The organism is Nocardioides sp. Z40_12 (assembly GCF_058215795.1).
This window is the reverse complement of the sequence record NZ_JBZAJA010000006.1, coordinates 125,424-152,276: the sequence shown is the minus strand read 5'-3', so window position 1 is coordinate 152,276 and position 26,853 is coordinate 125,424. Positions and strand designations below refer to the sequence as shown.

General features: G+C 69.3%; 30 protein-coding genes and 1 pseudogene. 19 read left to right on the top strand and 12 right to left on the bottom strand.

What is annotated here, in order from left to right:
- Positions 1–195: 195 nt before the first annotated feature.
- Positions 196–477, bottom strand: a complete 282-nt coding sequence (locus AC4BG9_RS12965) for a hypothetical protein (RefSeq protein ID WP_490571519.1) — start codon at positions 475–477, stop codon at positions 196–198.
- 42 nt (positions 478–519) lie between these two features.
- Between AC4BG9_RS12965 and AC4BG9_RS12960 the strand changes: the two genes are divergently transcribed.
- From AC4BG9_RS12960 to AC4BG9_RS12950, 3 genes are all read left to right on the top strand, one after another.
- Complete coding sequence (locus AC4BG9_RS12960) at positions 520–1,155, top strand: hypothetical protein (protein ID WP_490571518.1); 636 nt, start codon at positions 520–522, stop codon at positions 1,153–1,155.
- A 59-nt stretch (positions 1,156–1,214) separates the two neighbouring features.
- Entirely contained in the window at positions 1,215–3,536 is a 2,322-nt protein-coding gene (locus tag AC4BG9_RS12955) for a HelD family protein (protein ID WP_490571517.1), read from the top strand.
- Positions 3,537–3,623: 87 nt separating this feature from the next.
- Entirely contained in the window at positions 3,624–4,142 is a 519-nt protein-coding gene (locus AC4BG9_RS12950; RefSeq protein WP_490571516.1) for a hypothetical protein, read from the top strand.
- Positions 4,143–4,453: 311 nt separating this feature from the next.
- Here AC4BG9_RS12950 and AC4BG9_RS12945 read toward each other — a convergent pair.
- The 4 genes and pseudogenes from AC4BG9_RS12945 to AC4BG9_RS12930 form a co-directional block, all read right to left on the bottom strand.
- Positions 4,454–5,050, bottom strand: a pseudogene (locus AC4BG9_RS12945) (tyrosine-type recombinase/integrase); the annotation flags it as partial.
- Positions 5,051–5,141: 91 nt separating this feature from the next.
- Positions 5,142–5,363, bottom strand: a complete 222-nt coding sequence (locus AC4BG9_RS12940) for a hypothetical protein (RefSeq protein ID WP_490571635.1) — start codon at positions 5,361–5,363, stop codon at positions 5,142–5,144.
- 18 nt (positions 5,364–5,381) lie between these two features.
- Positions 5,382–5,723 carry a hypothetical protein gene (locus AC4BG9_RS12935; RefSeq protein ID WP_490571515.1) on the bottom strand — a complete coding sequence of 114 codons (342 nt, stop codon included), beginning with the start codon at positions 5,721–5,723 and terminating at the stop codon, positions 5,382–5,384.
- Positions 5,724–5,941: 218 nt separating this feature from the next.
- Complete coding sequence (locus AC4BG9_RS12930) at positions 5,942–6,181, bottom strand: helix-turn-helix domain-containing protein (RefSeq protein ID WP_490571514.1); 240 nt, start codon at positions 6,179–6,181, stop codon at positions 5,942–5,944.
- Positions 6,182–6,349: 168 nt separating this feature from the next.
- On the opposite strand from AC4BG9_RS12930, the gene AC4BG9_RS12925 reads away from it, so the two are divergent.
- Together AC4BG9_RS12925 and AC4BG9_RS12920 are read left to right on the top strand one after the other, a co-directional pair.
- The gene (locus tag AC4BG9_RS12925; protein WP_490571513.1) at positions 6,350–6,919 is read left to right on the top strand and encodes a DUF6642 family protein; all 570 of its coding nucleotides are present in this window, start codon (positions 6,350–6,352) and stop codon (positions 6,917–6,919) included.
- Positions 6,920–7,364: 445 nt separating this feature from the next.
- Positions 7,365–7,595: a hypothetical protein gene (locus AC4BG9_RS12920; protein WP_490571512.1), complete on the top strand. Its 231-nt coding sequence runs from the start codon at positions 7,365–7,367 to the stop codon at positions 7,593–7,595.
- Positions 7,596–7,627: 32 nt separating this feature from the next.
- Here AC4BG9_RS12920 and AC4BG9_RS12915 read toward each other — a convergent pair whose 3' ends face one another.
- Entirely contained in the window at positions 7,628–8,581 is a 954-nt protein-coding gene (locus AC4BG9_RS12915; RefSeq protein ID WP_490571511.1) for an IS481 family transposase, read from the bottom strand.
- A gap of 170 nt (positions 8,582–8,751) precedes the next feature.
- Here AC4BG9_RS12915 and AC4BG9_RS12910 point away from each other — a divergent pair, with 170 nt between their 5' ends.
- Together AC4BG9_RS12910 and AC4BG9_RS12905 are read left to right on the top strand one after the other, a co-directional pair.
- Positions 8,752–8,958: a hypothetical protein gene (locus AC4BG9_RS12910; protein WP_490571510.1), complete on the top strand. Its 207-nt coding sequence runs from the start codon at positions 8,752–8,754 to the stop codon at positions 8,956–8,958.
- A 743-nt stretch (positions 8,959–9,701) separates the two neighbouring features.
- Entirely contained in the window at positions 9,702–11,201 is a 1,500-nt protein-coding gene (locus tag AC4BG9_RS12905) for a hypothetical protein (RefSeq protein ID WP_490571509.1), read from the top strand.
- 37 nt (positions 11,202–11,238) lie between these two features.
- Here the strand turns inward: AC4BG9_RS12905 and AC4BG9_RS12900 are convergent, their stop codons facing one another.
- The 4 genes from AC4BG9_RS12900 to AC4BG9_RS12885 form a co-directional block, all read right to left on the bottom strand.
- Positions 11,239–12,021, bottom strand: coding sequence for a sulfite exporter TauE/SafE family protein (locus AC4BG9_RS12900; protein WP_490571508.1), 783 nt, complete (start codon positions 12,019–12,021; stop codon positions 11,239–11,241).
- Between the two features lie 398 nt (positions 12,022–12,419).
- Entirely contained in the window at positions 12,420–13,469 is a 1,050-nt protein-coding gene (locus AC4BG9_RS12895) for a phosphatase PAP2 family protein (RefSeq protein WP_490571507.1), read from the bottom strand.
- A gap of 98 nt (positions 13,470–13,567) precedes the next feature.
- Entirely contained in the window at positions 13,568–14,176 is a 609-nt protein-coding gene (locus AC4BG9_RS12890) for a DedA family protein (protein ID WP_490571506.1), read from the bottom strand.
- A gap of 5 nt (positions 14,177–14,181) precedes the next feature.
- The gene (locus AC4BG9_RS12885) at positions 14,182–15,357 is read right to left on the bottom strand and encodes an AI-2E family transporter (RefSeq protein WP_490571505.1); all 1,176 of its coding nucleotides are present in this window, start codon (positions 15,355–15,357) and stop codon (positions 14,182–14,184) included.
- Between the two features lie 212 nt (positions 15,358–15,569).
- Between AC4BG9_RS12885 and thrS the strand changes: the two genes are divergently transcribed.
- From thrS to pdxS, 6 genes are all read left to right on the top strand, one after another.
- Complete coding sequence (thrS, locus tag AC4BG9_RS12880; protein ID WP_490571504.1) at positions 15,570–17,561, top strand: threonine--tRNA ligase; 1,992 nt, start codon at positions 15,570–15,572, stop codon at positions 17,559–17,561.
- Positions 17,561–18,121, top strand: a complete 561-nt coding sequence (locus AC4BG9_RS12875; RefSeq protein ID WP_490571503.1) for an HIT family protein — start codon at positions 17,561–17,563, stop codon at positions 18,119–18,121. The genes thrS and AC4BG9_RS12875 overlap by 1 nt, the downstream gene beginning before the upstream one ends.
- Entirely contained in the window at positions 18,118–18,909 is a 792-nt protein-coding gene (locus AC4BG9_RS12870) for an inositol monophosphatase family protein (protein WP_490571502.1), read from the top strand. The genes AC4BG9_RS12875 and AC4BG9_RS12870 overlap by 4 nt, the downstream gene beginning before the upstream one ends.
- 12 nt (positions 18,910–18,921) lie before the next feature.
- Positions 18,922–19,551: a phosphatidylinositol phosphate synthase gene (gene pgsA, locus AC4BG9_RS12865; protein WP_490571501.1), complete on the top strand. Its 630-nt coding sequence runs from the start codon at positions 18,922–18,924 to the stop codon at positions 19,549–19,551.
- Positions 19,552–19,556: 5 nt separating this feature from the next.
- Positions 19,557–20,360, top strand: a complete 804-nt coding sequence (locus tag AC4BG9_RS12860; RefSeq protein WP_490571500.1) for a spermidine synthase — start codon at positions 19,557–19,559, stop codon at positions 20,358–20,360.
- A 94-nt stretch (positions 20,361–20,454) separates the two neighbouring features.
- Positions 20,455–21,366, top strand: a complete 912-nt coding sequence (gene pdxS / locus AC4BG9_RS12855) for a pyridoxal 5'-phosphate synthase lyase subunit PdxS (protein WP_490571499.1) — start codon at positions 20,455–20,457, stop codon at positions 21,364–21,366.
- Between the two features lie 40 nt (positions 21,367–21,406).
- On the opposite strand, the gene AC4BG9_RS12850 is transcribed toward pdxS, so the two are convergent.
- A complete protein-coding gene (locus AC4BG9_RS12850) occupies positions 21,407–21,805 on the bottom strand; it encodes a VOC family protein (protein ID WP_490571498.1) in 399 nt (132 codons plus the stop codon).
- Positions 21,802–22,680, bottom strand: coding sequence for an AraC family transcriptional regulator (locus AC4BG9_RS12845; protein ID WP_490571497.1), 879 nt, complete (start codon positions 22,678–22,680; stop codon positions 21,802–21,804). Before AC4BG9_RS12845 ends, AC4BG9_RS12850 begins: the two co-directional genes overlap by 4 nt.
- Before the next feature lie 66 nt (positions 22,681–22,746).
- On the opposite strand from AC4BG9_RS12845, the gene pdxT reads away from it, so the two are divergent.
- The 6 genes from pdxT to yajC all read left to right on the top strand — a co-directional run bounded on the left by pdxT (position 22,747) and on the right by yajC (position 26,848).
- Positions 22,747–23,343 (top strand): pyridoxal 5'-phosphate synthase glutaminase subunit PdxT, encoded by a 597-nt coding sequence (gene pdxT, locus AC4BG9_RS12840; protein WP_490571496.1) that lies wholly within the window; start codon positions 22,747–22,749, stop codon positions 23,341–23,343.
- 60 nt (positions 23,344–23,403) lie between these two features.
- Complete coding sequence (locus tag AC4BG9_RS12835) at positions 23,404–24,168, top strand: YebC/PmpR family DNA-binding transcriptional regulator (RefSeq protein ID WP_490571495.1); 765 nt, start codon at positions 23,404–23,406, stop codon at positions 24,166–24,168.
- 108 nt (positions 24,169–24,276) lie between these two features.
- A complete protein-coding gene (gene ruvC, locus AC4BG9_RS12830; protein WP_490571634.1) occupies positions 24,277–24,816 on the top strand; it encodes a crossover junction endodeoxyribonuclease RuvC in 540 nt (179 codons plus the stop codon).
- Positions 24,813–25,412, top strand: coding sequence for a Holliday junction branch migration protein RuvA (gene ruvA, locus AC4BG9_RS12825; RefSeq protein WP_490571494.1), 600 nt, complete (start codon positions 24,813–24,815; stop codon positions 25,410–25,412). The genes ruvC and ruvA overlap by 4 nt, the downstream gene beginning before the upstream one ends.
- A gap of 1 nt (position 25,413) precedes the next feature.
- A complete protein-coding gene (ruvB, locus tag AC4BG9_RS12820; protein WP_490571493.1) occupies positions 25,414–26,490 on the top strand; it encodes a Holliday junction branch migration DNA helicase RuvB in 1,077 nt (358 codons plus the stop codon).
- A gap of 52 nt (positions 26,491–26,542) precedes the next feature.
- A complete protein-coding gene (yajC, locus tag AC4BG9_RS12815) occupies positions 26,543–26,848 on the top strand; it encodes a preprotein translocase subunit YajC (protein WP_490571492.1) in 306 nt (101 codons plus the stop codon).
- Positions 26,849–26,853: the final 5 nt, after the last annotated feature.

The window sequence follows — 26,853 nt, the reverse complement described above, 5'->3', positions numbered from 1 at the left end:
GGAGACCTCCCGGCGCGTCATCGCGTACTCGGACGCACCTCGCTCGTAGCGCTTGGGCCGCGCGCTTTTCCGGCTGTTAAAGACCAAATACTTGGGCTCTCACTCGAGCAGCCCGCCCCTGTAGGTGCAGGGACGATTAGAAGGCTGCCCACCGGACGGGCCACCCAGCCGGCGCCTACCCGTTCTGCACCCCTGTCAGTAATCGGCCCGGGCTGGCTGCGGCAACGGCTCTCGCGGATTCTGCGCGCCCTTGGCAGAGATCGGAACACCGGTCGAGACACCCCCCAAGGCTTCCTCGACGAGTTTGACGAAGCTCTGCAGGCGCTCATCGACCGCGCCAATGTCGGCGAACCTGTCGAGAACGGGACCGGTGCGGAGGCGGGTCCCAATACGGAGGATGTCGCCGCCCTCCAAGCGCAACTCGATCAGCAGCGGGAGGACCACGAGGCTCTCGAGCAACTTCTTGAGGAGGTGCACGGTGACCTAGAGACAAAGTCAGTCATTGATCGGGTGCTCCGTGTGGAGAACGACGACCTCACGCTTGAAGTAACAGAGGCAGCTGAAGAGGTAGACAAGCTCCAGCGTCAGGTCCGGTTCCTGCAGAAGCGCGTGCGCGGCCTTGGTGACGCGGGCGTAGGGGTTGATTCCTCGCTTCCAGAGGCTCCTCCGTCAGTGGCCGACGTGATCGTCATGGCCCGGCAGCATTTGCCCTCCGTCCAGATCTCGAAGGACGTCGACGCCGTCGCTGCTGAGCTAGATCTCCATGCGCGCGCCCAGCTCTTCGCGGTCAAGGCCTGGTCCGCACTGTGTGCCTTGGACGCCTATGCCCGGCAGCGATCTGCGGGAGAGTTCCGAGGTTCCTTCCATGCTTGGTGCGCCGAACCCCCGACCGGAGAGCCCGCGATTGCAGCCAACGCGGTTGCCATGGTGGAGAGCGAGACCGTAGGCAACGTCCCGGAACTGCGGGCGGCCCGGACCTTCTCAGTTCCGCCGGAAGTCAATGGCAATGGAATGGCGTACATGGAGGCGCACATCAAGCTTGTCAAGCGGGGGGCTCCAGCGCCACGGCTCCACTTCATGGATGACGCCGCGTACTCCGGCAAGGTCTATGTCGGCTATCTCGGCGCACACCTGCCGACAGCTCGATTCCCCTGACGCCGAGCCGAAGGGCGCTCTAGAGTCCCGGGTGGACTAGGTGACATGGGGGATAGACGATGGCAAGCACGGCTGACATCCAGGTTGAGCAGACGTACTTTGACAAAGCGGCCGAGGCGCGAGAGCGCAGCCGACAGACTCTCGCGGCAGCACCAGATTCCGCTGCCGGCTCGCGAGCCGCAGTGTCGGCGGTCAAGCGAGGTGCTGATGCCAGGCTCGCCAAGCTAGGCGCACCAGGCGATGCCGTGGCGTTCGCGATGTTCGTAGATGAGGGTGGGGACGCTTTCTACCTGGGAAAGCACGCCATCAGTGACGAGCATCGCGACAAGCTTGTCATCAACTGGCAGGCGCCGGTCGCTACGCCATACTTCGAAGCCTCATTCGACGACCCATGCGGCGTCGCACGACGGCGGAAATACACTACATCGGGAAACCGCGTCCTGGACTTTGATGATGTGGTCTTTGCGGAGCTCGCAGCTGCGATCGAAGATCTCACACAGGCAGACCTACAGGGTATTGACGACGCAGTTCTGCGTGACCTGGAGCAGGCGCGCGATGGCGAGATGCGCGACATCGTCCAGACCATCCACGCTGCGCAATACGCACTGATCCGGCAGGACCTAGACCAACTCCTTGTCGTGCAAGGCGGGCCAGGCACCGGAAAGACGGCGGTCGCCCTGCATCGAGTTTCGTGGCTGCTGTGGAACCACGCTGAAAGGTTGGGGGCGCGAGACGTTCTAGTCGTTGGCCCAAACGCGACCTTCACCAAGTACATCCGTAAAGTGCTGCCCGGGCTTGGCGACGAGGACATTCAGCACGTGGATGTGCGCTCGTTGGGTCCGCTTGCCTCCAATGGAAGAGTCGAGGCCGCTGACGTGCTTCGACTCAAGGGGGAGGAGCGCATGGCAGCCCTTCTCGCAGTTGCCCTTCGCCAACGGGTGCGGGTTCCCTCGGGACTTGAACAACTGGAGGTAGGACCGCCAGGCCGCGTGACCCGGGTGCAGCGCACAGACATCGAGCACAAGTTGGCTGAAATCCTCAGCAGAACGTCCACCTTCAATGCCGGTAGGCAGGGGTTTCGTAACTGGCTGGGTGACCAGATCAAGACCGACGTCTCACCTGCGCAGCTCGATGCGGCAACAGAACGCGTCTGGCCGGCGCTCTCACCCCAACAGTTCCTGCTAGATCTTCTCTCGTCCCGTGAACGCCTCGTCGCTGCCGCCGGCGACGAGTTCACAGCCGGAGACGTACAACGCCTCATGCGCTCGGGAACTACACGAGTTACCGAGGAAGCGTGGAGCGATGCAGATGTTGCGCTGCTCGACGAGGTGCAGAACCTTATGTCTGGACGGCCGACCACCTACGCACATGTTGTGCTCGACGAGGCCCAGGATCTGTCGCCGATGCAGCTTCGGTCGATCCGACGGCGCTCGCGGACCGGCTCCATGACGGTCGTGGGCGACATCGCTCAGTCCACCGGCCCGTGGGCTCGCGACTCGTGGCAAGACGTCATAGACGCCCTGAGGCAGGATCTTCCTGCTTCAATCCATGAGCTCACCTTTGGCTATCGAGTTCCGCAGCAGATTTACGCCCTTGCGGCGGAGCTGCTGCCGCAGGCCGCACCAGGAGTAACTGCACCCACGGTGGTGCGTACAGCCCCAGAGGACCCCGCCCTTATTCAGTGCGATGAGGGATCCCAGGTGGTTGAGGCGGTGAGGGCCGCGCAAGCGTACGCAGGGAGAGGTCTCTTCGTCGGCGTGATCGTCCCCGACCTGATGCGAGATGACCTCCGTGAAGGCCTCACTGAGGCGGGCATTCTGTGGGGTGACGCGGCCGCTGGCCAGTTGAGCACATCGATCAACGTCATGTCGGCCGAGCAGTCGAAGGGTCTAGAGTTCGACGCCGTCGTGATTGTCGAGCCGACGGCGATCGCCTCGGAGTCGGCCAGCGGTCTGCGTCTGCTGTACGTCGCGCTAACGCGCTCAACCAGGTTTCTGACAATCGCGCACGCGGGCCCAATATTGCCGACGCGCGGCGATGCTAACGACGGGATCTTTTCTGATTTCGAGGCGCCCGAGGCTTTGGTCACCGAACGAGGGCGCCAGCGATCCCCAGTAGCGCAGCCGGGCCGCCCGCTCCGAGAAGATCAAGGGGAACTCTTCGGCGTCGGCCCTGTGCCGCTCAATTCGAGCACCAGCGAATCAGCGCCCCCCTATGCCCTTGACCCGGTAGCGCCTTCGACAAGGGAGTTGTCAAAGGTCGCCCGAGCGGTGGCACGCAGTCTCGCCGATGAGATCCGCGATGCCGTGAATCCCAAGGCGTACGACGATGTGTTGGAGGCGCTGCGACAGGAGCTCAGTAAGCCGAACTACGACTCCTGACAAAGGTCGGCGCTGCCGCCTGGCATCGTCCACCGGGATCTATTGAGTTGAACAGACGGAGGGCTGAAACTACCGTAGGCTCGACGTGTGTCTGATTCCCTCGTCTCGGGCCTTTCGGCTGCCGTGGATGCTTCACCGGACGACGTGTCGTTGCGCCTCCGCTTGGCGGCACTCCTCCTCGAGAATGGCCGTTCCGGCGAGGCGCTGTCACACATAGGTGCGGCCATATTGCTGAGGCCGGCGTCGTCCTCGGCGGGTGCGCTATTGGTCGCACACCCCTCCTTTCCCAAGTACGTTGCGATGGCGGGCAACAAGGCTGTGCGTGGTTCGGCCAACGTCGCAGCGCGCGCGATTCTCGGACTTCGAGCCGACGAGCCGATCAAGACAGGGCCGGCTGGTAATCAGAAGTACGCGCAGCATGGTCGATCTATCGAGACTGTCGCGAGGTTTCTGCAACGCTACGCTGGCGCTGCGGAATTCAAACCCACCCGCCTTACGCTGACTCTTAGCGGATCGGACGTGGCGGGTGGCACAGTCGTCGTCCCTTCGGACCACAAGTTGTATGCGGAATTGATCGCTCTGTTCGAGAATCGTTCAACCCAATAATTAGTCGCCTACCGAGGGTTTCGGCCAGTCGATCCACTTAGGTCGCGGTCTGGTGGATGCGGCTTCATCCAGGTGGTCGAGGTGCTTGATCCGTTGCGCGATCCTTGCCCGATGACCCAGCCCCTGGGGATTCCGAAGCCCGATATCACTCGCGATCAGAGAGCGTCCGGGCGCAGTAGTGGGTGGCGTGGAGCACCTTGTCGACGGCTTACCTCAAGATCGTTTCGATCGAGTTGCTGTAGCGGCACACCGTGCCGGCCCCCAATGCTCTGGCGGCACCGTCGGACTAGAACCTGCAAGGCGTCGCAGCCTCAAGTCGGAGACTTCAGATCAGCGCTTAACGGGGTCCATGTCGAACGGCCCGTCCACCCCCGTGCCTCGGCTCGCTTCCGCGCCAACTCGGCGAGTCGGTCGCACGCGGCCTGCTGATAGCGCATGGCGGCGTGGCTGGTGGAGTGACCTCCAAGTGCCATGAGCTCCGAGAGAGTTGGACCGTGCCGCGCAGCCTCGGTGAGTGCGCCATGGCGCAGGTCGTGAAAACGGAGGTCTTCGCGGCCAGCGAGGCGGCGAGCTTCGAACCAACCGAAACCCTGGGTGCCAGGCTTCCCGCGACGCTTCTTGGAGACCTTGCCGTAGAACGCACTGGGCGCCAGGTAGCCGCCGGTCGCGCCGGGAAACATCAGCCCCTGGTGACCGGGATCGGCGTGATGAGCCTTGTGGTCGACGATGACGTCGATGATGTCGGGTGGAATAGGCACATCGCGGATACCGGCCTCGCTCTTGGGTGCCTTGGCCACCACCCCCGCCGAGATGGAGCGGACGACGCTGCGGCGGACGTGGATGACGGCGTTCTTGACGTCCACGTCCATGCGTCGGAGCTCGGCGAGCTCGCCGAAGCGCAGTGCGCAACTGTCGGCAAGGGACCATGAGCCGGTGTTGCTCGGGCATGTGCGACACGATCGTGATGATCTCGTCGAGGGAGGCGGGTCGGATGTTGCGCTACTTTCCGGAGGTGCCGCCGCCCGAGATGCCGCATGGGTTGTAGGGGATCAGGGGAGTGCCGTTGTGCTTCGTGGGGTCGGCGGCGGTGCGCATGATGGCCCGGAGCAGCGAGTACGCGTGGGCCCGGGTGGTGGGCCGGTCCGCGGCCGTGGTGTCGTACCAGTCGGCCACGGCCTCAGAAGAGATATCTCGCAGTTGCATCGAGCCGAACGTCGGCAGGATGAAGCGTTTGAGCGCCTACTGGTAGTGGTCGACGGTTCTGGCCGCCAGCGGTTGGCCCTTCACCTTCCGGTTCTTCAGCCAGCGTTCCGAGTAGACGGCGAACGTCTCGGTGGCCCGGGCGCGCTCCGCGCGACGCACCGAGGGTGCCGTCCAGGTGTCGGCCACGATCAGCCGACGTTCGTCGGCAAGCCACGCCTCCGCATCACCCTTCGTGTCGAAGGTGTGGGGGGCGCTATGGCCAAGCACTTCACCGTCGGCTGTCATGCGCCCGTCGGGATCGGCGTACCGTGCTCGGTAGCGGCCGCTGGGGGGCTTGCTGATCTGTCCGAACTGTCGTCGTTCCGCTTTTCGAGGCATGGTCCCGAGACCCCATTTCGTGTCCACTACGTGTCCATAGATCCGGGTTTCGTGTCCATAAGTGCTCACAACTGGACAAAGCTGGAAATCAGCATAACCGCAGGTCAGAGGCCATTTTGGCACGCGAAACGGCGGTGCTCCAGAAGGCCATACCTCACCTTCGAACCCAGTATCGCCCACAGAGCAGCAAGCCGCCTCTAACCTGCGAAAACAGCACTTCAGTGGCGGTTCAGATTTGGGCCGCGTAGCACCATTTTTGGCCCGCACCAGCCCGCTGTCGGGATGCGTTCGAGGGCTGCTTCGAGCTCGTCGAGGTGGATCACGATGTGGGTTCGGCCGCAGTGGTACGCCGGGACCGTGCCCTCGCTGATCCGGCGGCGGATGGTCTTGGCCGAGACTGACATGACCTCTGCGGCATCGGTGATGCTGAGGTAGGTGGGTAGTTTCTCGGTGTGCAAGGCTGTGGCTCCTGTCTTCGCGATAGGCCGCCGGCGGCTCACTCTGGGGAGTCACGGGCGACGGTGTCTGATGCTGGGTAGGTGCGCGCACGCCCCACCTCTCGCGACTGACCTCCAGTCCAGGGAAGACGTCCGTGGCCAGGGGCACGACGTGGAAGGGTGTGGAGTATGGCCATCAACGGGATCTTCTGCCTCGAAGGCGACTGGAACACGCGGCTGGATGATCCGCAGTCGATGAAGCCGGTGCTGGACCTCCTGAGTAACTCCGGCTGGGCCAAGGTGATCCATCGCGGCATCGGCACCCGAGGTGACTTCGAGTACTACGTCAGCAAGTGGGCGGCCAAGAGATACAAGAGCTACACGGTGGGAGCGTTCGCGTTCCACGGCACTAGCGAGGCACTACATGTTGGCGAGGACACGATGACCCTCGAAGACTTTCAGCGAGTGCTCGCGGGCAAATGCCAGGGCCGAGTCCTCTACATGGGCGCCTGTAAGACTCTCGCTACGGCGGACAAGACCCTGATGGAGCTCTGTCAGGTCACTGGCGCGAGCGCAGTTGCCGGCTACACCAAGGATGTCGACTTCCTCGAGGCGGCTGCCTTCGAGGCTCTCCTCTTGTCCGATCTCGTCGGCGCCGTGCGCATGAAGCCCGCCTATCAACGCATGATCACCAACTACCCCGACCTGACCGACCGCCTCGGCTTTCGGATGGCCACCTCTTCCTGGGCTTCCCCGTAGCGAACCGTCGCTCGTTGTCAGTGGCGATGTCTAGGGTTTGAGAATGAGCACCGACGGTACGACTGAAGGTCCGGCACCCGAGTCGTGTCCCGCCTGCGGCAGCCGTGATGTCCAGCGCATTGTCTACGGCATGCCTGTGCCCGGCAGGGTCTGGGCGCCAGGGGAGGTCATGGGCGGGTGCGTCATCGGCCCAGAGTCCCCGGCGATGCGATGCAATGCCTGCGATGAGGCGTGGGGCGTGTTCGGACTGCCTGCGCCCGAGAACGAGGCGGACACGACTGTGGCAATGCGGCCTCCGCGCCGCCAATCTCGGCTACCCCGCGAGCGGCTTGGACCAAGGCGTACACCCGCGGTTGCCCCTCGCGTCAGAAGGGGCAGGTTGCTTTCCCTTCGTTCGCTTCTGCGGCATGCGGAGTGCGTAGACATTAGCGAGCTCGAAGTCTGGGTGGGTGAACGCACCGAACTAGACCCCTACCTCCTTATAGACGACTACGACGACTCACTTGTCGTGGGGTTCCACATGAGCGGCGTCCACATCGAGTTCCCGACGACAATCGCTGAGTTCTGGGAGACGGTAACTGACCTTGAGGACCAGGTCATCGCGGAGTTGGAGGCCGAGTATCAAGCCGAGGTCGAGGCGGAAGTCAACGGCGACGCTGAGTCGGCCGAGTCGTGAACTGGGGCTCTAGATGTACTCGGCAGACACGTTCATGACAGTCGGCCGATCGGGGGGAGTCCTCCGATGGCTGAGTGGCGCCGACCCGTGTTGTAGAACTTCACCCAGGGCGCCAGGGCCGCGCTGCGGTCGGCGTTGGTGAGGAACACCTGGCGGTAGGCCCCCTCGATCTGCAGGGTGCGGTTGAAGCGCTCCACCTTCCCGTTTTGCCACGGGCAGTGGGGCTTGATGGTGAGGTGTCTGGCGCCGATGGCTGCGAGCGCGTTCTTGAAGTCGGCTGATCGGATGTAGTTCAGGGCGTTGTCGCTGATGACCTCGCGCACGGTGATCCCGTGGCCGGCGTAGAACGCGTTGGCGCGCAGCAGGAAGCCTGCGCAGGTATGGCCTTGCTCGTCGGGAAGGATCTCGGCGTAGGCCAGGCGGGAGTGGTCATCGACGGCTGCGTGGACGTAGTCATAACCGATGCCTCGACCGCGGACCTCCTCGCTACGGCCGTGGGCCCTCCAGCCGCCGCCGTCGGGAATCTTGCCGACCTTCTTCACGTCGATGTGGATGAGGTCTCCGGGCCTTGGCCGCTCGTAGCGGACCGTGGTGGTCTTCGAGGCCCGGATCACCTCACCGGTCAGCGGGTCGCACTCACGCAGGTACGGCACCTGGTGTCGGCGCAGGATCGCGCCGACAGTGCGGGCAGGGATGCCGAGCTCGGGGCCAATCCAGTCCTGACCGTGGCGTTTGTCGTGGCGCAGCTCCAGCACTCGTTGCTCCACGTGTAGAGGCGTCCGTCGAGGGCAGCGGTGTGGACGCGAGGGCCGGTCGCGCAGGCCGGCCTCGCCTTCAATGCGGAACCGGGCGATCCACCGGTGCGCGCATTGGCGTGAGATGTCGAGCTCTTTGGCGACGTGAGCGACGGGTCTGCCGTCCTCGATCACGCGTGAGACGAGCAGACGATGGCCGTGCAGGTTCAAGCGGGCGTTAGCGTGGGTCACGAGGACCTCCTGGGCGAGCGGATGACTTAGACATCTCCACTAAGCCGGGAGGTTCTCCACGTTCACAAGACCCGGACCGTCACTAACGTCCTTGCTGGGTACAGCTAGAGCAGTCGACGTGGGATGACGCACAGGTCATCGCTGACCACACCTGGGACGAGCTGCGCGCCGTGGCGCCGGAAGAGGCGATCCTCCGGGAGACCACCGGTTTCACCATCCTGATCGAGACCGACGACAAGCAATGGTTCGACGACTTCTACCAGCGGGCCGTCAACCTCAACCTGGTGGTGGTGCACCAGACGCCGGATCACCCAGCTAGCGACGGGGAGAACACCATGCTCTTCATGTATGACCGGCAAGGCGTGATCGGTGACTGAGGGCATGCTGGCCATCGTGGTCATCTACCGCGACCCTCCGACTACCCGGGGAAGTCGTCGTCCGCCGACAGTGGGCAGGCGGCGGCACCGTCGAGGCCGAGCCGATCGCCGTGGTCGACACCTTGGAGGAGGCTCGCGAGGCGGTCCCCGCCCAGCAGGACTCATGCCTGCCGCGCCAGCCCGACGACGATCCGACCATCGTTGAATGTTGGATCTGAGAATCAAGGGGAAGCGACGGCAAGCACCGCAAGTGCTCGGCCTGTGCCGAGATGGTGAAGTTGGAGGCGGTCATCTGCCGGCTCTGCGGAACCCGGCTGGCCCTTATCTGAGCGCCCGGCTGGGCGCCACAAGATCGGCCAGTGACATGACGAGAGTCAGGCTGTACCTTCGTCATGAAGCCGATTACATCCAGCGTGCATCCCGATATGAGGTCACCATCGGGCCCGTTGCCCCACCCCAGCCACAGGGCTTCGTGGAATCTGTGGAGAACATCGTTGGCGCCGTCGTTGCCGTCGTCGTGGCAGCAAGGTCCCGACCAGCAGCGCCCAGACCGGCGGCGGGACGGCACGGGTCAAGCCCTGAGCCTGCGACCACCGGAAAGGCAGGCGCAGATCGTGACCATCGAGGACCACTACCCGTTGGGCAGCAGCATCGGCGCCTCCGATGACGCACCATGTGGAGCGCCTCGCGTGTAGCGAACAACGGCCGGTCGCGTGGGGTGAAGCGCCGCTACGATCGCGCTCGTGCGCCTGATATCCGCTGTTCTCGGGTTCGCCCTGAGGAAGCTGGGTCTGCTCGGGGCGCTGGTGGTGTCGCTGTTCCTCGCCTACCTGCTCGTCCAGGTCCTGGTCCCCAGTCTGCGCGAGGCCGTGGCGGACCATGAGCGACTTGAGAAGGTGTCCGAGGAACGAGCAGCTCTGGAGGACGACCTCGCCCAGCTGCGGCGCACTGCCGCGGAGGGCCGAAGCGAGGCGGTCGAGTCGCTGGAGGGCAAGATCGGCGCCGAGATCGAGGAAGGGCGCCGCAACGTCGCGACGAAGAAGGCGGAGATCGAGCGGCTGCGTGCGGACCAGCAGGACCTTTGTGGCCTCGTGCAGGAGGTCATCGCCTGGTTGACCCCGGGCAACGCGTGCAGGTCCGCTGAGGCGGCCGTCGAGAAGGCGGACGAAGCGCTCGACACCCTGGAGGGAACCCTCGACCAGGCTGAGCAGGACGCCGCCGTCCTCGCCGACCCCACCCTGAGCCCTGAGCAGAAGCTGGACCGCCTCGGCGTCGGCGGCGAGAACTCCCTGATCGAGAGGGAGATCGACAACAAGGAATCCGAGCTGGGCCAGAAGAACGCCGAGGAGGAGAGCCTGGAGCAGTCCCAGGCGTCCGGGGTGGGATGGGTCCTCAACCAGTGGCTCCAGTCGTGGAGATGGTTGGCCGCCGTCGCCCTGCTCGTGCTCGTCCTGCCAGGAGCCCTGCGCACCTTCAGCTACTTCGTGCTGATGCCGCTGGTGAGTCGGGTGCACACCCCGATCCAGCTGGCGGAGGGCTCTGAGCGCTCGACCGCCGATCTGCGCACCAGTGCAGCTCAGCGGACCCTGAATATCGATCTGGGGACCGATGAGGTGCTGTCCGCGCGGTCGGAGTACGTACGCCCGGTGCAGGGCAAGATCCGCAGCCGGCTCCTCTACGACTCCACGGCGCCCTTCATCAGCTTCGCGGCCGGGCTCTACTTCCTGAGCCGGATCACCGGCGACGGGGGCGTCACCTCGGCGACGCTGGCCTCGCCCGACCCGGACTCCTACCTGATGCGCATCGACTTCCAGGACCATCCGGGTCTGGTGATGCATCCCAAGCACGTGGTGGGCGTCATCGGCACGCCGGACCTGCAGACGCGCTGGCGGTGGGGCATCCAGTCCTTCGCGACCTGGCAGGTGCGCTACATCATGTTCACGGGCACCGGCAGCCTCATCGTCCAGGGCATCGGCGACGTCGTGGCCACGGACCCCCGCGGCCGGTCCACCAGGATGGAGCAGCACCTGGTGATGGGGTTCGACTCCCGCCTGAGCGTGGGGGTCAACCGGACCGAGGTGTTCTGGCCCTACCTGCGGGGCAAGACCCCGCTCGTCGACGACGAGTTCACCGGTCACGACCCCCTCTTCTGGCAGAAGTCCAGCACCAGCGGGACCAGCAGCCCTGTCGCCAGGGCGTTCGGCGCGTTCTTCTCGGGGTTCGGCAAGCTGTTGGGGTTCTGATCTCCCTTGAGCCGGGGAACCACCCCGCCCAGAGGCGTCAGCGGGACTGGAGCGCGTACGCGAGCGCGAGCGCCGTGGCGGTGACACCCAGCATCAGCGCCAGCACCCGGTCCGGCATCCGGCTGTGCCAGCGCGCCCCCAGATAGCCACCGACCAACCCGCCCAGCCCGCAGGCGATCCCCACGGCCCAGTCCGGTGCCACCGAGCCGTCGGTGCGCACCGCGAGGAGCGCGAACGCGATCGCGCCGACGATCGAGGTCACGAACGTCGAGGCCAGCGCCGCGGGCGCCACCCTGGCCACCGGCAGGCCGCGCGCGACCAGGATCGGCGCCAGCAGCGACCCGCCGCCGATCCCGTAGACGCCACCGACGACGCCCACCGCCAGTCCGAGCCCGGCGATCAGGCGGAGCGGGGGATCGTCCTCTCGCCGCGCTACCGGAGCAGGCCGCAGAGTGCGCCAGATCAACCACAGCCCCACGGGCAGCAGGACCGCTGCCGCCACCACGCGGAAGGTCCGGACATCGGGGATCGCATAGACCCGCACGAGCGCGCCGACGACCACCCCCGGGACCGTGCCCGCCAGCATGTACCGCGTCAGCTCACCGGGGCGCTGACCCTGCGCCCGGTAGCGCAGCAACGCCCCCGGGCCGGACACGACGTTGTAGAGCAGGTTCGTCGGCGTCACCGCCGGGCTCGGGATCTTCAGCAGGTCCATCTGGACCGGCAACAGGAAGACCGCGCCGGAGACGCCAACGGGTGCGGTGAGCGTCGCGATCACCAGTCCCGCGACCAGTCCCAGCGCCAGATGTCCCCAGTCCACCGCCCGATCCTCGCAGCGCGGACCGAGGGACCCGTGCACCCCTCGCCGGTCCGGGCGGCACGAGGCTGTCTCGGCCCGGATCGAGCCGGGGCAGGTACGCCGGGTGCGCACAGACACGGAGGGCCGCAGGTCCCCCCGCTGCAGAGCTGATTGCGCCGGCGGTGCCTAGGGGTGCCTAGGGGTGCCTAGGGGTGCCTACGACCCCAGCGGTGGCCAGTGTTGCGCCGTACGACGAGGGGCGCGGCGTCGCGGCGAACCGGGACGCCGCGCCCTCGCGGTCGGTCAGGAGCGGGACGTCCCGGCGGCCGACCTGGAGGGCGGCAAGCTCGCGGTGTCGGTGTGCGAGCTCGACATGGCCGGCTCGCGGGAGCAGAAGACCCAGCAGGTCACGGTCCGGGTCAGGCCTTCCGTTCGGCGAGCCGGCCGGGGACGAGCCGGTGCCCGGTCGCGGTGGCCCCGAGACGGAAGGCGACCAGCGCGATCGCGATGCCGCCGAGGTCGTCGGCGATGTAGTGCCAGCCGAAGTAGAGGGTGGCCACGACGGTGGCGGCGAAGTTGACCCAGAAGACGACCCGGAGGAGCCGGCTCCGCACGGTGTACTGGACCATCAGCGCCCACAGCAGGCTGATCGCGGTGTGCAGGCTCGCGAAGCCAGCCACGCCCTGGTAGTCCTTGTCGGCCCACAGGAAGCCCTGCCGGGCATAGACCAGCGAGTCCATCAGCTGGGAGGTGGCGTTCGGTGCCAGGTCCATGACCAGGGAGGGGTACATGATGCCCGGGCCCAGCGTGGGCAGCAGGTAGTAGGAGAGCGCGCCGAGCGACCACGCGATCGCCTGGGCGGTGACGAACCACCAGCCGTAGCCGATGTTGTTCGACCACACCAGCCAGACGGTGACCAGGATGGCCACCAGGGGGATGTAGGCCAGGTAGACCGCGGAGAGCACGTGGGCCGAGATGTCGGTCCCGAGCAGGTCGTGCAGCACCCTCGCGGGGTCGTGGCCGAAGAGGATCGACCGGTCGAGGACGCGCATCTCGCGGTCGAACTTCTCCTCGCGCACCAGCGGCAGCAGCGACTTGAGGTTCCGGTAGGAGACGTAGACGACGTAGAAGCACGAGATGCCCACGACCACGAGCTGGAGCCGGCTCCGGGTCCAGTGCGTCCGGATCCGCTCACGGATCTCGCTGATGGTCCGGGCGGGGTGCAGCCGGCCGCGCCACAGGGCGCGGGGGAGCAGGTCGACGATGATCGCGGAGCCGCAGAGCACCGGCAGCCGCACCCACGAGGGACCCAGGAAGCTGCCTTCCGGGTCGGCGATCGGCTGGTCGAGGACCAGGCTGGCGATCAGCGCGGCCAGCCCGCTGACGACCGCGAGGCAGACCAGGACCAGGTAGTCACGCCGCCACCGGGAGCGGGTCCCTTCCGACCCGGGAGCGGACGAGGTTGACACGAGAGATCTCCTGAGAGGCGGCCGGGCGGGTCGGCATGAAGGTACTTGCCGGGCCCAAGGGTGCCTTCCCCCAGGGTGGTTCGCGCGACTCCGATCGCTCAGGCCCGACCGTCGTCCTCGTGTCGTCGGCTGCGTACCCACCAGACGGCTCCCAGCACGACGAGGGCGGTCAGGACGACGTCGCCGACGACGCCGAGGTCCCTGGCCAGGGACTCGTACGAGGCCCCCAGGACGTAGCCCGCCCCGGCGATCACGACCGCCCAGAGGGTGCCGCCGACGACGTTCGCCACCGTGAACCGTCCCCGCGCCATGCCGCTGACACCGGCAGCACCGGGCGCCAGGGCCCGCAGCACGGCTGTCCACCGGGCGAGCACCACCGCCACGGCCCCGCGCCTGCGGATCAGGTCGAAGGCGCGGTCGAGACCTCCCGAGCCGCGGACCGAGGCAGGCAGGCGGTCCACGAGCCGGTCGCCGTAGCGGCGCCCGACCAGGAACCCGACCTGGTCCCCGGCCGCCGCACCGGTCGCGGCGGCCACGATGACCGCCCACAGCGGAAGTCCGCCGCCGTGTGCGACGACGCCCCCGATCAGCACCGCGATCTCGCCGGGCACGAAGACCCCGAGCAGGAGTCCGGCCTCGGCGGCGGGGAGGGCGAAGACGAGGGCCAGCACCAGCCAGGGCGGGAGGCCGAGGAGTGCCTCGACCACGGTCCTCAGCCGTCGCTCCGGGGGCCGGCGGCGTCTCCCTGCCCCGGCCCGGTGGCCACGGAAGCCGCCACCGGGGTCGCCTCGCGACCGGCCACCAGCGGGGTGAGCCACCGGCTGGCCGGGTCGGCGTCGATCAGCAGCGACCGGACCAGCAGGGAGAGCGGCACCGCCAGGATCGCCCCGATCGGGCCGATGACCCCGGCCCAGAAGATCAGGGAGACGAACGTCAGGGTGGTGGTCAGCCCGACCGAGTTGCCGACGACCCTCGGGTGGATCACGGACTGGATGGTGAAGTTGACCGCGAGATAGACCAGCGCCACCCACAGCAACAGCGACGGCCCTCCCTCGAGCAGGCCCAGCACGGCAGGCGGCACCAGCCCGATGAGGAAGCCGATGTGGGGGATGTAGCTGGTGAGGAAGGCCAACAGGCCCCACACCAGTGGCGCGGGGACGTCCAGCAGCGCCAGGGCGACCGTGTCGAGGACGGCGATGATCAGCCCGAAGACGGTGGAGACCAGGAGGTACCGGCGGGTATCGGTCGCGAAGCCGGAGAGCGCGGCCACCAGCTGGGGTCGCTCTTCGCGCACCGCCGCCAGCTGGGCGGGGAAGGCCCGCCCGTCGATGGTCATGAACAGCACCAGCGTCAGCAGCAGGACCAGGCCCGAGACGAGCCCGTAGGCGTCGGAGAGCGTGGCGGTGAGCACGTCCACGAGCTTGCCGGCGTCCAGCCCGCCGCCCAGGTGCTCGATCTGCTCGCGGGAGACCCCGGCCCTGTCGAGCAGGCTCGTCCCCTCCGAGACCAGGTCGTTGAAGTCGTCCTTGTACTGCGGGAGCAGCGTGGCGAAGCGGGCGGTGGCGGCCACGATCGAGACGGCCAGCCCGAGCAGCGTCGAGGCGACCAGCAGCACGCACACGACGGTCGAGACCCAGCCCCACACGTGCCGGTCGAGGCGGACCCGCAGGGGGTGGGCGACGATGACCAGGACCAGGGCGAGGAAGGTGGGTCCGATCAGGCTCGCCGAGGTGCGCATCCCGGAGATCACCAGGAAGGCCGCAGCCACCCCCAGCAGCACGACGATGGCCCGGGGCAGGCCCGCGGGGCGGGGCGGCGCGGGCGGGGGAGTGCCCGGCGGCTCCGGCGGAGGCGGGGCGTCGGAACTGTCGGAGGACAAGGTGGGCACGGGGCTCCCTCCCGCACGGCAGCGTCGCGACGCACCCGAGCTGGTCCGGCTCTGAGTGCCTGCCGATCCGCCGGCGCCGGGGTGACGGATCCCACTACCGCTCTCGACGATACGCCGTTGCGCCGGCGCGCGTCCCACCTGCGCGTCCGGCCACCCGCAGGACGACGGATAGCATCGTGGGCGAGACCAGCCCACCGAGACCAGGAGTAGCCGTGCCCGAGATCAAGGTCGTCCGCGTCCACGCCGCCGAGCGTCAGGAGCAGACCACCGCCACGGGCACCAAGGCGTGGGAGCTGTTCGCCGACGCCCCCGAGGTGATCGCCGCCCGGATCGGCGGCGAGCTGAAGGACCTGGCCACCCCCCTGGTCGACGGCGACGAGGTCGAGTCGGTGGCGATCGACAGTCCCGACGGCCGCGACATCCTGCGCCACTCCACCGCCCACGTGATGGCCCAGGCGGTCCAGCAGCTCTTCCCCGAGGCCAAGCTCGGCATCGGCCCGCCGGTGGAGAACGGCTTCTACTACGACTTCGACGTGGAGACGCCGTTCGTCCCCGAGGACCTCGCCAAGATCGAGACCGCGATGCGCAAGATCATCAAGGAGGGGCAGCGGTTCGAGCGCCGGGTCACCACCGACGCGGACGCGCTCGACGAGCTCCAGGACGAGCCCTACAAGGTCGAGCTGATCGGGCTCAAGGGCTCCGGGCACGCCGAGGGTGCGGCCGAGGGCGCCTCGGTCGAGGTCGGTGCCGGCGAGCTGACCATCTACGACAACGTGCGCCGCAACGGCGACGTGGCGTGGTCGGACCTGTGCCGAGGCCCGCACCTGCCCACCACCAAGCGGATCCCGGCCTTCAAGCTGATGCGCTCCGCTGCGGCCTACTGGCGCGGCGACGAGAAGAACAAGCAGCTCCAGCGCATCTACGGCACCGCGTGGGAGTCGAAGGAGGCGCTCGAGGCCCACCTGCACCGGATCGAGGAGGCCGAGCGCCGCGACCACCGCAAGCTCGGGCGCGACCTCGACCTGTTCAGCTTCCCCGACGAGATCGGCTCGGGCCTGCCGGTCTTCCACCCCAAGGGTGGCGTGATCAAGCGGGCGATGGAGGACTACGTCCGCCAGCGGCACATCGAGGAGGGCTTCGACTACGTCGGGACCCCGCACATCGCCAAGGAGGGGCTCTTCCACACCTCCGGACACCTGCCCTACTACGGGGAGGGGATGTTCCCCGCCCTCGACGTCGACGGCATGGACTACCGCCTCAAGGCGATGAACTGCCCGATGCACAACCTGATCTACCGCTCCCGGCAGCGCTCCTACCGCGAGCTGCCGCTGCGGCTCTTCGAGTTCGGCAGCGTCTACCGCCACGAGAAGTCCGGCGTCGTCCACGGCCTCACCCGGGTCCGCGGCTTCGCCCAGGACGACTCCCACTCCTACTGCACCCCGGAGCAGGCGCCCGACGAGGTCGAGCACCTGCTCAACTTCATGCTCAGCGTGCTCCGCGACTTCGGCCTCGACGACTTCTACCTCGAGCTCTCCACCCGCGACGCCGGCAAGGACAAGTTCATCGGCTCCGACGAGGACTGGGCGACCGCCACCAAGGTGCTCGAGGACGTGGCCACCCGGACCGGGCTCGAGCTGGTGCCGGACCCGGGCGGGGCCGCCTACTACGGCCCCAAGATCTCCGTCCAGGCCAAGGACGCGATCGGCCGGACCTGGCAGATGGGGACCGTCCAGTACGACTTCAACCAGCCCTCGGCCGACCGCTTCAACCTCGAGTACGTCGCCGCCGACGGCTCCCGGCAGCAGCCGGTGATGATCCACTCGGCCAAGTTCGGCTCGATCGAGCGGTTCCTCGGCGTGCTGGTCGAGCACTACGCGGGCGCCTTCCCGCCCTGGCTCGCGCCGGTCCAGGTGGCGGCGATCCCGATCGCCGAGCGGCACAACGACTACCTCTTCGACGTGGCCAAGCGGATGAAGACGCTGGGCCTGCGGGTGGAGGTCGACGACTCCGACGACCGGATGCAGAAGAAGATCCGCAACGCCCAGCTGCAGAAGGTCCCGTTCATGATCATCGCCGGGGACCAGGACGTCGAGGCGGGCGCGGTCTCCTTCCGCTACCGCGACGGGCGGCAGGACAACGGGGTGCCGCTCGAGGAGGCGATCGAGCGGGTCGCCGCCGCCGTGACGAGCCGCGAGCAGGTCTGATGGTGCCGGGCGGGACGGAGTCGGGGGAGAGCGCGCACCAGGACGGCATCGGCCGTCCCGACGACCTCGAGCGGCTCTGGACGCCCTACCGGATGGCCTACATCCGAGGGGAGAACAAGCCGAGCGACCCGTCCAGCCGGGAGTGTCCGTTCTGCCGGGTGCCGGGACTCGCCGACCCCGACGGTCTGGTGGTGCACCGGGGTGAGACCGCGTACGTGGTGCTCAACCTCTACCCGTACTCCTCGGGTCACCTGATGGTCTGCCCCTACCGGCACATCGCCGACTGGACCGAGACCACCGACGAGGAGGCCGTCGAGATCGGCCGGCTGACCAAGGAGGCGATGCGGACGCTGCGCAGGGTCTCGCGCGCCGAGGGGTTCAACATCGGGATGAACCAGGGCACCGCCGGGGGAGCCGGCATCGCGGCGCACCTGCACCAGCACGTGGTGCCCCGGTGGGTCGGCGACGCCAACTTCATGCCGATCATCGGCCACACCAAGACGCTGCCCCAGCTGCTGACCGACACCCGGGAGCTGCTCGCGGAAGCCTGGGACGCATGAGCCCGTTCCCCGCGGTGGGCGACGCCGGACCGCCCGACGACGCCCGTCTGGCCGCGGACCTGGTGCGCGAGGCCGCCGGCCTGGCCGCGCGGATGCGGGCCGAGGGCCTGGCGGTCGAGACCAAGACGTCGGTCTCCGACGTGGTCACCGCGGCGGACCGGGCGGCGGAGGAGCTGGTGGTGCGGACCCTGCGCCGGCTGCGACCGGACGACTCGATCCTGGGGGAGGAGGGTGCCGACCACGTCGGGAGCAGCGGCCGGACCTGGGTCATCGACCCGGTCGACGGGACCTACAACTTCGCGGCCGGCCTGGACTGGTGGTGCTCCGCGCTGGCCCTGCGCGACGGTGAGCGGCTGCTGCTCGGCGCCGTGCACCACGAGGCCTCCTCCGCGACGTACGTGGGCGGCCCGGACCTCCCCCCGACGGTCGAGGGCCGCCCGCTGGCACCGCTGGTCGACCGTGCGCTCGGCGAGTCGTGCCTGACGACCTACCTGCACCCGCCGTTCTACGGCGGCCCGGTGGGGGAGGCGTTCGGGCGGATGGCCAACGGCGCTGCCACGGTGCGGATGCTGGGGTCGGGCACGATGGACGCGATGGCGATCGCCTCGGGCCGGCTGCACGTGCTGTGCCAGCACTCGGTCCCGCCCTGGGACGAGCTGCCCGGGGCCGCGATCATCCGCGGGGTCGGCGGCCGGACCGAACGGGTGCGCGCCGCCGGCGTGGACTGGTACGTCGCGGGCGTGCCGACCGCGGTGGCCGAGGTCTGTGCGGCGCTCGCCGACCGATAGCCTGCTGACGCCATGCTCGAACATCTCCGGGGTCTCGTCACGAAGATCCTCATCGCGCCCATCGCCCGCCTGCTGCTGCGCCTGGGCCTGGGCCCCGACACGATCACCGTGATCGGGACGGTGCTCACCTGCGCCTCGGCGCTCTGGTTCGCCCCCCGCGGCGAGCTGATGACCGCGCTGGTGCTGGTGACGGTCTTCGCGCTCTTCGACCTGCTCGACGGCACGATGGCCCGCATCAGCGGACGGACCAGCGCGTTCGGCGCGTTCCTCGACTCGACGCTGGACCGGATCGCGGACGCCGTCATCTTCGGCTCCGTGCTGCTCTACTTCGCGGGGCCCGGCGACACCGTCCTCGGGCAGGCCGCAGCCCTGTGGTGCCTGGTCACGGGGATCTCCACCTCCTACGCCCGGGCCCGCGCCGAGTCGGTGGGCTTCACGGCCCGGGTGGGGATCATGGAGCGGGCCGACCGCCTCGTCCTGCTCGCCCTGTCGGCCGTCGCCGCCGAGATCGCCGGCGACCCGCTCGTCTTCGCCTGGGGCCTGGTGCTGCTCGGGGCGCTCAGCACGGTCACCGTCCTGCAGCGCATCCTCAGCGTGCGACGGCAGGCGCTGGCAGCGGCGGCGCCGCCCGCCCGGGGCTGAGCCCCGTGGGCGATCGGCTCGGTGGCGCCGAGATCGTCGCGACCGAGCGGCGCTCGGCGCTCGTGCTGCGCCTCGACGGCCAGGCCCAGTCCTACGTGGACCTCGACGACCCCACCTTCCTCGCCTTCGACTACGTCCGCCGGCTCGGCGACGTGCTCGACGGGTTCACCGAGCCCGGCCGTGCCGTCCGGATCGTCCACGTGGGCGGAGCCGGCCTCACGCTGCCCCGCTACGTGGCCGCCACCCGGCCGCGCTCCGGGCAGATCGTGCTGGAGCCGGACGAGGCGCTGACGGCGCTGGTGCGCGCCGAGCTCCCGCTGCCGGCGCGCAGCGGCATCAAGGTGCGCCCGCTCGACGGCAGGACCGGGCTCGCCGGGCTCCGGACCGACAGCGCCGAGGTGATCCTGGTCGACGCCTTCGCCGACGGGCGGGTGCCCGGCGACCTGGTCACCACGGAGGCGTTCGCGGAGGCGGGCCGGGTCCTCGAGCCGGGGGGCCTGCTGCTCCTCAACGTCGCGGACCGAGCGCCGTTCGCCTGGACCCGTCGGGTGCTCGCCGCGCTGCTCACCTCCTTCGGCGCTGCGTCGGTCCACCTCGAGGCGGCGACCCGGCGGGGCCGCCGGGCGGGCAACCTCCTGCTGGTGGTCTCGCAGCAGGACGGCCCGGTGGACCTGGTGACGGCTCACCTGCAGGCGCGGCCCAGCGAGTTCCAGGTCGTGGCGGGGCGCAGCGTGGCCGACTCCTTCGGTGGCGGACAGGCCTTCACCGACGCCGACACCGAGCCCTCCCCGCGGCCAGGGCAGCAGTAGCCGCGACCTGTCGAGGCAGCGCCCTGCGGGCAGCCGGCGGGTGGCCGGCGAGACCGCCCTTGCGCCGGGTCCGCCGGGGCCTACGCTGAAAGGCATGACCGAGGAGAGCACCGAGACGACCGGCGGCACCACCGGGACCTCGCGCGTCAAGCGCGGCATGGCCGAGATGCTGAAGGGCGGCGTCATCATGGACGTCGTCACTCCCGACCAGGCCAAGGTCGCCGAGGACGCGGGCGCGGTTGCGGTGATGGCGCTGGAGCGCGTCCCCGCCGACATCCGGGCGCAGGGCGGGGTGTCGCGGATGAGCGACCCCGACATGGTCGAGGGCATCAAGGAGGCGGTGTCGATCCCGGTGATGGCCAAGGCCCGCATCGGGCACTTCGCCGAGGCGCAGGTCCTGCAGAGTCTCGGGGTCGACTACATCGACGAGTCCGAGGTGCTCACCCCGGCCGACTACGCCCACCACATCGACAAGTGGTCCTTCACCGTTCCCTTCGTCTGCGGGGCCACCAACCTCGGCGAGGCGCTGCGCCGGATCACCGAGGGCGCCGCGATGATCCGCTCCAAGGGCGAGGCCGGCACGGGCGACGTGTCGAACGCCGTCACCCACATGCGCACGATCCGCGCCGAGCTGCGCCGGCTCCACGCCCTCGACCCGGAGGAGCTCTACCTGGCCGCCAAGGAGCTGCAGGCGCCCTACCCGCTCGTCCAGGAGGTCGCCGCCACCGGGACGCTCCCCGTCGTCCTCTTCACCGCGGGCGGCATCGCCACCCCGGCCGACGCCGCGATGATGATGCAGCTCGGGGCCCAGGGCGTCTTCGTCGGCTCGGGCATCTTCAAGTCCGGCAACCCGGCCCAGCGCGCCGAGGCGATCGTGAAGGCGACCACCTTCTACGACGACCCCGAGGTGGTGGCCAAGGTCTCCCGGGGGCTGGGCGAGGCGATGGTGGGCATCAACGTCGACGAGATCCCGCAGCCGCACCGGCTGGCCGAGCGCGGCTGGTGAACGGGGCGCCGACCTGAGGCGGTGACGGGACCGGGTGGGCTCAGCCGCGTCGGGGCTCTCCGGCGTAGGTGCCGAAGGACCACTGGTTGCCCTCGGGATCGCGGAGGAGGAACTCCCGGCTCCCGTACGACTTCTCGTCGATGTCCCCGGGCTCCAGGCCGGCGTCCTTGGCCCGCTGCCAGACGGCGTCGACGTCCGAGGTGACGACGTAGGCCGCGGTGGTGCCGGGTTGCTGCGTGAACGGGCCCTCCGGCTTGTGGCGGCCCAGCATCACGCCTCCGCCCTCGGGCCAGTCGAGCTGGGCGTGCTCCACCACGCCGCTCTCGTCGCGGTGGACCGCGGTCTCCTCGAAGCCCAGGGCGACGAGGCCGCGGATCAGCAGGTCGGGGTCGTGGGCCTGGAAGGCCGGCCAGACGGTGGGGGTGTGGTCTTCGCTCATGCCGACGATGCTCCCGCGTCGTCGACTGCGCGATCTTGGAGATTTGGGAACTCCGCGGCCAGCCACGCCGAGGGTCCCAGTCCGGCGAACTCGTGGAAGTCGCGCACGAGGTGCGACTGGTCGTAGTAGCCGGCACGGGCGGCGACGCCGGCCAGGGTCGTGCCCGAGCCCGGCACCCGGGCCACCACCCGCCGGGCCACGTCGAAGCGGGCGAGCCGCTGCACCGTCTTGGGTCCGTGCCCCACCTCGGCCGCCAGCAGCTGTCCGAGCCGCCGCCGGCTGTAGCCGACCTCGCGGGCGACGTCGGCCACCGGGAGGTCCGGACGGCGGGTGAGCAGCCGCCAGGCCTCACGGACCTCCTCGCGCGGGACCGGGGGCTCGGCCCCACGGCGGACCAGCCGCTGACGCCGGAGCAGGAAGCCGGCCACGGCGGCATATCGGCCGTGCCAGTCCGCAGCTGCGTGCAGCTCCTCGGTGACGCGGTCGACCTCGGGCCCGAAGAGGTCGCGGGCGTCCCAGCTGCCCACCGGCAGGTCCGCCGCCGGCACGCCCAGGAGCCCCCGGGCCGTGAGCGGGTGCAGCGTGAGCTGGACGCCCTGCCAGACGCCAGGCTGCTCGACCATCGCCGGCCGCGTGTGCAGCCCGCCGAGGGAGACCCACCGGCTGTCGCGAACGCCGTCGTGCCAGGCCTGCTCCGTGGGGGCGGTGCGCAGGGGTCGCTCCAGGCTGAGCACCAGGGTCACGGTGTCGGAGGGGAGCCCACGATGGACGCCGGGCTCGAGGCCGTGCGCTGCGTAGCCGAACATCGAGACGACGTGCTGACGCAGCGCGGCCGGGATCTCCGCCCTCGGCGGGCTCTGCCACGTGCGGCCCATGCCGGCGAGTCTGCCCGATCGGCGCCGCGGAGTCACCGGCCCTCGTCGGCCCTAGGATCGGAGACCGTGAGTCCCACCATCGGCGTGCTGGCGCTCCAGGGAGACGTCCCCGAGCACCTCGCGGCGCTCCGCTCGCTCGGGGCCGACCCCGTCCCCGTCCGCCGCCCGGCCGAGCTCGCCGCCTGCGACGGGCTGATCGTCCCGGGCGGTGAGTCGTCGACCATGAGCAAGCTCGCCGCCCTCTTCGACATGCTCGGTCCGCTGCGCGCCGCGGTCCGCGACGGACTCCCCGTCTTCGGGACCTGCGCCGGCATGATCATGCTCGCCGACCGGATCGAGGACGGCATCGCTGGCCAGGAGACGATCGGCGGCCTGCACGTCACGGTGCGCCGCAACGCGTTCGGGCGCCAGGTCGACTCCTTCGAGGAGAACCTCGACGTGACCGGGCTGGACGACCCGGTCCGGGCCGTCTTCATCCGGGCTCCCTGGGTCGAGAGCGTCGAGGACGACGTCGAGGTCCTGGCGCGGGTCGGGTCGGGGCCGGCCCTGGGTAGGATCGTGGCCGTCCGCCAAGGCCCCCTGATGGCGACCTCGTTCCATCCCGAGGTCGGCAGCGACGGCCGGGTCCACAAGATGTTCGTTGACCTGGTGCGTTCGGCCTGACGGCGTACCGAATCCAGGGCTGCACCCGAGAAGCCGTACTCGAGACTGATAGAGGGACTCATGTCAGGCCACTCCAAATGGGCGACCACGAAGCACAAGAAGGCCGCCATCGACGCGAAGCGCGGCAAGCTCTTCGCCAAGCTGATCAAGAACATCGAGGTGGCGGCTCGGCAGGGTGGTGGCGACCCCGGGGGCAACCCCACCCTCTACGACGCGATCCAGAAGGCCAAGAAGTCCTCGGTCCCCAACGACAACATCGACCGCGCCGTCAAGCGCGGCTCCGGCGCCGAGGCGGGGGGTGCGGAGTACCAGACCATCATGTACGAGGTCTACGGGCCCCAGGGCGTCGCGCTGCTCGTGGAGTGCCTCACCGACAACCGCAACCGCGCGGCCATGGAGGTGCGCACCGCGGTCACCCGCAACGGGGGCACCATGGCCGACCCCGGCTCGGTCTCCCGGCTCTTCACCCGCAAGGGCGTGGTCATGGTGCCCAAGGGCCAGGAGAGCCGCGAGGTCACCGAGGACGACGTCCTCGAGGCCACGCTCGAGGCCGGGGCGGAGGACGTCAACGACCTCGACGAGACCTTCCGGGTGATCTCCGAGGCCACCGACGTGGTGGCCGTGCGCACGGCGCTGCAGGCCGCCGGCATCGACTACGACTCCGCCGAGGTCGAGTTCGTGCCCAGCATGGAGATCCCGGTGGACGCCGACGCGGCGGCCAAGGTCTTCCGCCTCGTCGAGGCGCTCGAGGACCTCGACGACGTGCAGAACGTCTTCGCCAACTTCGACGTACCCGACGACGTGATGGCCCAGCTCGAGGACTGAGGCACCGCGCCCGGGCCGCCGTCTGCGTGTCGGCGGCGGCCCCCGCCGCGCCACGGGATAGCGTGTCGTGCGAACACACGTTCGGACGAGAGGGTGGCGATGCGTGTCCTGGGGATCGACCCCGGCCTGACCCGGTGCGGCATCGGCATGGTCGAGGGCGAGGTCGGCCGGCCGCTGAGCCTGGTCGACGTCAACGTGCTCCGCACCAGTGCCTCGCTCCCGGTCGCCGAGCGACTGGTCACCATCGAGAAGGGCATCGATGCCTGGCTCGACGAGTACCGGCCGGACGCGGTGGCTGTCGAGCGGGTCTTCGCCCGGTCCGACTCCAGCACGATCATGGGCACCGCACAGGCGAGCGGCATCGCCCTGGTCGCCGCGGCCCGGCGCGGGCTCCCGGTGGCCCTGCACACCCCCAGCGAGGTGAAGGCGGCCGTCTCCGGCAACGGACGGGCCGACAAGGCCCAGGTGGCCGCCATGGTGACCCGGATCCTGCGGCTGGCCGCGCCCCCCAAGCCCGCCGACGCCGCCGACGCGCTCGCCCTGGCCATCACTCACATCTGGCGCGGTGGCGCCCAGTCCCGTCTCGAGGCCGCGGTCGCCGCCCAGGCCGTCGCCGCCCGCCGACCCACCACCAGGAGACCCGCATGATCGCCTTCGTCCGCGGCCGGGTGGCCGCGCTCACCCTCTCCTCGGCGGTGCTGGAGGTGGGAGGGGTGGGCCTGGAGCTGATGTGCACCCCCGCCACCCTGGCGACGCTGCGTCCCGGCCACGAGGCGACCCTGCCCACCAGCATGGTCGTCCGCGAGGACTCCCTGACCCTCTTCGGGTTCAGCGACGACGACGAGAAGGCGTGCTTCGAGCTGGTGCAGACCGCCAGCGGGGTGGGGCCCAAGCTGGCCCAGGCCATCCTGGCGGTGCTGACTCCCGACGTGCTGCGGTCGGCGGTGGCCTCGGAGGACGTCAAGACCCTCACCAAGGTCCCCGGGATCGGTCAGAAGGGCGCCCAGCGCATCATCCTGGAGCTGCGGGACCGGCTGGGCGCACCGGCCGGCGGCCCGCGGGCCGCCGGCGCCGTGCCCGCGGCCGAGGCGTGGCGCGACCAGGTGCAGCAGGGCCTGGTGGGGCTGGGCTGGTCGGCGCGTGAGGCCGACAAGGCGGTCGAGGCCGTCGCCGGGCAGGCCGGGCCGGCCCCTGACGTCGCGGCGCTGCTCAGGGCCGCCCTCCAGACGCTGAGCAGGACCTGAGATGGATCCCGAGGAGTTCCTCTCGCTCAGCGAGGACGCGCACCTGCGCTCGCTGACCGCGGCGGAGGCCGAGGGCGACGAGCGGGCCGTGGAGGCGGCGCTGCGCCCCCGGGCCCTCGACGAGGTGGTGGGGCAGGTCCGGGTCAAGGACCAGCTCGGGCTCGTCCTCGAGGCCGCTCGGCAGCGCGGCCGGGCGCCGGACCACGTGCTGCTCTCCGGCCCGCCCGGGCTGGGCAAGACGACCCTGGCGATGATCATCGCGGCGGAGATGTCGGTGCCTCTGCGGCTGACCAGCGGGCCGGCGATCACCCACGCCGGCGACCTGGCGGCCATCCTCAGCGCGGTCAACGAGGGCGACGTCGTGTTCGTCGACGAGATCCACCGGATGTCGCGCCCGGCCGAGGAGATGCTCTACATGGCCATGGAGGACTTCCGGGTCGACGTGATCATCGGCAAGGGCCCGGGGGCCACCGCCATCCCCCTGGAGATCCCGTCCTTCACCCTGGTCGGCGCCACCACCCGGGCCGGCCTGCTGCCGGGCCCGCTGCGCGACCGGTTCGGCTTCACCGCCCACCTGGAGTACTACGAGCCGGCCGAGCTCGACCAGATCGTGCACCGGTCCGCCGGGCTGCTCGACGTCGACCTGACCGAGGGCGGATCGGCGGAGATCGCCTCGCGCTCGCGCGGCACCCCGCGGATCGCCAACCGGCTGCTGCGCCGGGTCCGCGACTACGCCCAGGTGCGCGCCGACGGCGTGCTGACCCGCGAGGTGGCGCGCGCCGCCCTGGATCTCTACGAGGTGGACGAGCTCGGACTGGACCGGCTGGACCGGGCCGTGCTCGACGTCCTGTGCCGCCGCTTCGGCGGCGGCCCGGTGGGCGTCTCCACCTTGGCGGTGGCGGTGGGGGAGGAGCGCGAGACCGTGGAGGAGGTCGCCGAGCCCTTCCTGGTGCGCAACGGCTTCCTGGCCAGGACGCCCCGGGGTCGCGTCGCCACCGCCGCCGCGTGGCAGCACCTGGGGCTCCCCGTGCCGGCCTCCGCGGGGCCGAGCCTCGACGAGGGTCTCTTCGACGACTAGGACCCACGTAGACTCGCGGGCGCACACCCACCCCCCGTCGAGAGGTCTTTTCGTGGAGTTCCTGCCCCTGGTCGCCATCGCCCTGGTCTTCTGGCTGCTGATCGTGCGGCCTGCCAGCCGACGCCAGAAGGAGGTCGCGAAGCTCCAGGCCGCCCTCGCCCCCGGCGACCGGGTGCTGCTCAGCTCGGGCATCTACGCGGTCGTCCAGGAGACCCAGGACGACCGGATCCGGGCCGAGATCGCCCCCGGTGTGGTCGTCGAGGTGGCCCGCGGTGCCGTGGCCGCGATCCAGCCCGCCCTCGTCGAGGGGCAGGGGCCGGACGACGCCCCGGACGGCCCGGCCACCCCGGGCTCCTGACGTGG

Excerpts from the sequence above, each read along its gene's own strand:
- AC4BG9_RS12955 (WP_490571517.1), top strand. The coding sequence starts at position 1,215 with ATGGCAAGCACGGCTGACATCCAGGTTGAGCAGACGTACTTTGACAAA.
- AC4BG9_RS12935 (WP_490571515.1), bottom strand. The coding sequence starts at position 5,723 with ATGCCTCGAAAAGCGGAACGACGACAGTTCGGACAGATCAGCAAGCCC.
- AC4BG9_RS12925 (WP_490571513.1), top strand. The coding sequence starts at position 6,350 with ATGGCCATCAACGGGATCTTCTGCCTCGAAGGCGACTGGAACACGCGG.
- AC4BG9_RS12875 (WP_490571503.1), top strand. The coding sequence starts at position 17,561 with ATGGTGCCGGGCGGGACGGAGTCGGGGGAGAGCGCGCACCAGGACGGC.
- AC4BG9_RS12870 (WP_490571502.1), top strand. The coding sequence starts at position 18,118 with ATGAGCCCGTTCCCCGCGGTGGGCGACGCCGGACCGCCCGACGACGCC.
- pgsA (WP_490571501.1), top strand. The coding sequence starts at position 18,922 with ATGCTCGAACATCTCCGGGGTCTCGTCACGAAGATCCTCATCGCGCCC.
- pdxS (WP_490571499.1), top strand. The coding sequence starts at position 20,455 with ATGACCGAGGAGAGCACCGAGACGACCGGCGGCACCACCGGGACCTCG.
- AC4BG9_RS12850 (WP_490571498.1), bottom strand. The coding sequence starts at position 21,805 with ATGAGCGAAGACCACACCCCCACCGTCTGGCCGGCCTTCCAGGCCCAC.
- AC4BG9_RS12845 (WP_490571497.1), bottom strand. The coding sequence starts at position 22,680 with ATGGGCCGCACGTGGCAGAGCCCGCCGAGGGCGGAGATCCCGGCCGCG.
- AC4BG9_RS12835 (WP_490571495.1), top strand. The coding sequence starts at position 23,404 with ATGTCAGGCCACTCCAAATGGGCGACCACGAAGCACAAGAAGGCCGCC.
- ruvA (WP_490571494.1), top strand. The coding sequence starts at position 24,813 with ATGATCGCCTTCGTCCGCGGCCGGGTGGCCGCGCTCACCCTCTCCTCG.
- ruvB (WP_490571493.1), top strand. The coding sequence starts at position 25,414 with ATGGATCCCGAGGAGTTCCTCTCGCTCAGCGAGGACGCGCACCTGCGC.